The sequence below is a fragment of the Candidatus Aminicenantes bacterium genome, from assembly GCA_026393795.1.
Taxonomy (GTDB): domain Bacteria; phylum Acidobacteriota; class Aminicenantia; order UBA2199; family UBA2199; genus UBA2199.
Genome location: JAPKZL010000022.1, coordinates 1 through 3,724, shown reverse-complemented (window position 1 = coordinate 3,724; position 3,724 = coordinate 1). Strand labels below are relative to the sequence as shown.

Genomic DNA, 3,724 nt, shown 5'->3' with positions numbered 1-3,724 from the left:
ACAGGCTGGCCGACGTGTTCCTTTCCATGAGCGAGCACGAAGGGTTCTGCCTGCCGCTTTTGGAAAGCTGCTATTTCGGCGTGCCGGTGGTGGCCTTTGACGCCGGGGCGGTGGCCGAAACCCTGGGCGGAGCGGGCATCCTGTTCCGCGACAAAGACGCGGCTCTGGTGGCCGGGCTGGTCGAGGAAGTGCTGGAAAAAGAGGCGCTGCGCCAACGGCTGCAAGCCCAGGCCGCGGAGCGGATCAGCCGCTACCGCCTGCAGGCCGACCCCGAGATACTTCTGGCCATGCTGCGCCAGCTCTGAGAAACCATGATCACCATCGGCTTCGTCGTCCAGCGCTACGGCAGGGAGGTCATCGGCGGATCGGAGAGTCTGGCCCGCGACCTGGCGGAAAGGCTGGTGCGGGAGGGCTTCCGCGTCGTCGTTTTCACAACCTGCGCCAGGGATTACCTCACTTGGCGCAACGAGTACCCGGCCGGGGAGTCGCTGCTGCGCGGGGTGACGATCCGGCGCTTTCCAGTGCGCCACGAGCGGAACATCGACGATTTCAACCGTTTTTCCGAGCGCTTTTTCGCCGCCGCCGCCGTTGACCGCGACGAACGGGAGTGGCTGGAGGCGCAGGGGCCTTTTTGCCCCGACCTGGTTGATGCCCTGGCTGCGGCGCAGGGGGAGATCGACCTGTTCTTCTTTTTCACCTACCTGTACTATCCCACCGTGATCGGCAGCGGCGTTGTGCGCCAACCGCTGGTCCTGTTCCCGACCGCCCACGACGAGGCGCCGATCTACCTGGAGGCGATGAAAAAACTGTTCGCCCGGCCGCGCGCCCTGTTCTTCCTGACCCAGGCTGAGATGGAGCTCACGCAACGGTTGTTTTCACCGACCGGCTCCATGCGCCTGGTCCGGACCGGGATCGATATCCCGAGCGATGTTTCGGATAAAGCTTTCCGCCGCAAGCACCTGCTGGTCGCTCCCTACCTGCTCTTTGCCGGGCGCATCGAAAAAGGCAAGGGACTGGAAGCGGTTTTCGACTACTACCGGGCGCTGAAATACGAAGCCTACGTGGAGCTGGTCCTGATCGGCAAGAAACTGATGGATGTTCCCGTGATCCAGGGGGTGAAGTACCTGGGCTATGTCAGCGAGGCCGATAAGCTGGCCGCTTTCAAGGGGGCCCTCTTCTCGCTGCAGCCCTCGCCGCTGGAGAGCCTTTCCATCACCACGCTGGAATCTTTTTCGAATGCGACGCCGGTGCTGGTCAATCGCCGCTGCGCGGCTCTGCTGGAGCATGTCGACATGTCGGGCGGCGGTCTGGCCTACGACAACCAGGAGGAATTTCTGGCGGCTTTCCGCCGGCTCTACCGCCGGCCGGTCCTGCGCGCCGCCATGGGAGCGAAAGGTTTGGAATACGTAAAGAAATACTATTCCTGGGACGCGGTGTTAACTGAGATCAAGAAGGGCATAGGCGAGGTGCTTTCGCTACAAGCTCAACCGGCTAAGATATGAATGTTATTGGATCAGGGCTTGGTGTAGGGTTTACGGTGCACGGTTTACGGCAAGAGAAGAATCAAAATAGCAAGGTTTTTTGGCTTTCACCGTCCACCTTGCACCGTCTACCGTAAACCGATTTCAAACTGTCGTTTGCAGCCTTACATCCCCGCCGACATCATCTTGATGAATTCGGCGTTGGACTTGGTCTTGGAAAGTTTTTCGACCAGCAGTTCCATGGCCTCCACTTCCGACATCTGCGAGAGCACCTTGCGCAGGACCCAGATCTTGCTCAGCTCGTCGCGCTCGATCAGCAGCTCTTCCTTGCGGGTGCCGGAGCGGAACAGGTCGATGGCCGGGAAGACGCGCTTGTCAACCAAGCGGCGGTCGAGGTTGATCTCCATGTTGCCTGTTCCCTTGAACTCTTCAAAAATGACTTCATCCATGCGGCTGCCGGTGTCTACCAGCGCCGTGGCCAGGATGGTCAGGCTGCCGCCGCCTTCGATGTTGCGGGCGGCGCCAAAGAATTTTTTCGGCTTGTTCAGGGCATTGGCGTCGATGCCGCCCGAAAGCACCTTGCCCGAGGAGGGAGTGATGGCGTTGTGGGCACGGGCCAAGCGGGTTATGGAATCGAGGAGGATGACCACGTCCTTGCCCATCTCCACCATGCGCTTGGCTTTCTCCAGGACGATTTCGGCCACCTTGGTGTGGCGAAGCGGGATCTCGTCGAAGGTGGAGGCGATGACTTCGCCCTTGACGTTGCGGCTCATGTCGGTCACCTCTTCGGGCCTTTCGTCGATCAATAGTACGATCAGATTGATTTCCGGGTGGTTGAGCTCGATCGATTTGGCGATGCTCTGCAGGATCATGGTTTTGCCGGTGCGCGGGGCGGCGACGATCAGGCCGCGCTGCCCCTTGCCGAGCGGGGTGAGCAGGTTCATCACCCGGCCGGAGAGGTTTTCCGGCCCGGTTTCCAGGTTGATCTTCTCGTTCGGGTAGAGGGGGGTCAGTTTTTCGAACTTGATGTTGCGGCGCTTCTCGGTCACCTCTTCCGGGTCTTCGAAGTTCACGGCCTCGACCGTCAGCAGGGCGAAGTATTTTTCGCCGGTCTTGGGCGGACGCACCGAACCGGAGACCGTGTCGCCGGTGCGTATATCGAACTTGTTCACCTGGGAGGGCGAAACGTAGATGTCTTCCGGGCTGGTCAGGTAGGAATACTCCTGGAAACGGAGGAAGCCGTAGCCCTCGCTGTGCACCTCGATGACCCCTTCGGCGAACAGCTTACCGTTGGCGCGGGCCTGGGTGTCCAGGATCTTGAAAAAGAGGGAATTCCGGTCGTTGATGTCGCTTTCGGCGACTTCAAGCTCCTTGACCACTTTTTTCAATTCCAGCGGCTTCATGGCTTGCAGGTCTTTCAATGAATACATAGTCACTCCTTGTTGGCCTCATTTATGTATTGCCAAATTTCATTCTTTCCCGTCGTGGATTTGATTGAGAAGGAAATGGCATTCAATCCGAAGTTTTTGTGAAGTTGCGTTACAAGGTTTTTTTGCTCAGAAAACGAGATTTTATCACTCTTGGTCAGGATTGTCAATACGGGAAATTTTTTTTTCATGATTTGCTCCAGGGTCTCCAGGTCGTGGGGCAGGAACCCCCGGCGCGAGTCGATGAGCAGGGCGGCCAAGCGGACATTCTTCACCTGCTCCAGGAAAGCGGCGATCAGCTTCCTGACCCGGGCGCCTTCGCTCTTGGCGGCCTTGGCGTACCCGTAGCCGGGCATGTCGACGAACAGCACCTGTTCATTGATCAGATAGTAATTGATGCTCAGGGTTTTCCCGGGCGTGGAGCTAGTCTTGGCCAGGCGCTGCCCGAGCAGCCGGTTGATCAGCGATGATTTGCCTACGTTGGAGCGGCCGAAAAAAAGGATCTTCGGCCGCGCCTCGCCGGGCAGCTGGCTCGGATTGAAGAAAGTCCCAACAAGTGTTGCTTTTTTCACGTTCATAGTGGCAGCGATCGCTTACTGCAGGTTCGCTTCTTGAAACGGCCGTATGACCTTGCTCCTGATGTTGTTTATCTTGATCGGGCTCTCCAGGACGATATCCAGAAGTTCATCCATGGTGTCGACGGGATGGATGCGTAGGGCGTTCTTCAGCTCTTCGGGAATGTCTTCCTGGAAATCCTTCTCGTTTTCGGACGGGATGAGTATGTTCGTGATGCCGTAGCGGTGGGCGGCGATGATC

The 3,724-nt window shown here is 58.4% G+C and carries 5 protein-coding genes; 2 read left to right on the top strand and 3 right to left on the bottom strand.

What is annotated here, in order from left to right:
• On the top strand, positions 1-305 hold a 305-nt coding region (locus NTW95_01140), incomplete at its 5' end, for a glycosyltransferase (GenBank protein MCX6556033.1).
• A 6-nt stretch (positions 306-311) separates the two neighbouring features.
• A complete protein-coding gene (locus NTW95_01135) occupies positions 312-1,502 on the top strand; it encodes a glycosyltransferase family 4 protein (protein ID MCX6556032.1) in 1,191 nt (396 codons plus the stop codon).
• A gap of 143 nt (positions 1,503-1,645) precedes the next feature.
• Here the strand turns inward: NTW95_01135 and rho are convergent, their stop codons facing one another.
• The 3 genes from rho to NTW95_01120 form a co-directional block, all read right to left on the bottom strand.
• On the bottom strand, positions 1,646-2,911 hold the full coding sequence (gene rho, locus NTW95_01130; protein MCX6556031.1) for a transcription termination factor Rho: 1,266 nt from the start codon (positions 2,909-2,911) through the stop codon (positions 1,646-1,648).
• A 2-nt stretch (positions 2,912-2,913) separates the two neighbouring features.
• Positions 2,914-3,480: a ribosome biogenesis GTP-binding protein YihA/YsxC gene (gene yihA, locus NTW95_01125; protein ID MCX6556030.1), complete on the bottom strand. Its 567-nt coding sequence runs from the start codon at positions 3,478-3,480 to the stop codon at positions 2,914-2,916.
• 21 nt (positions 3,481-3,501) lie between these two features.
• Positions 3,502-3,724, bottom strand: a 223-nt coding sequence (locus tag NTW95_01120) for a hypothetical protein (protein MCX6556029.1), incomplete at its 5' end; no start/stop codon positions are given.

Coding starts and splice junctions, on each gene's coding strand:
- NTW95_01135 (MCX6556032.1), top strand. CDS start 312: ATGATCACCATCGGCTTCGTCGTCCAGCGCTACGGCAGGGAGGTCATC.
- rho (MCX6556031.1), bottom strand. CDS start 2,911: ATGTATTCATTGAAAGACCTGCAAGCCATGAAGCCGCTGGAATTGAAA.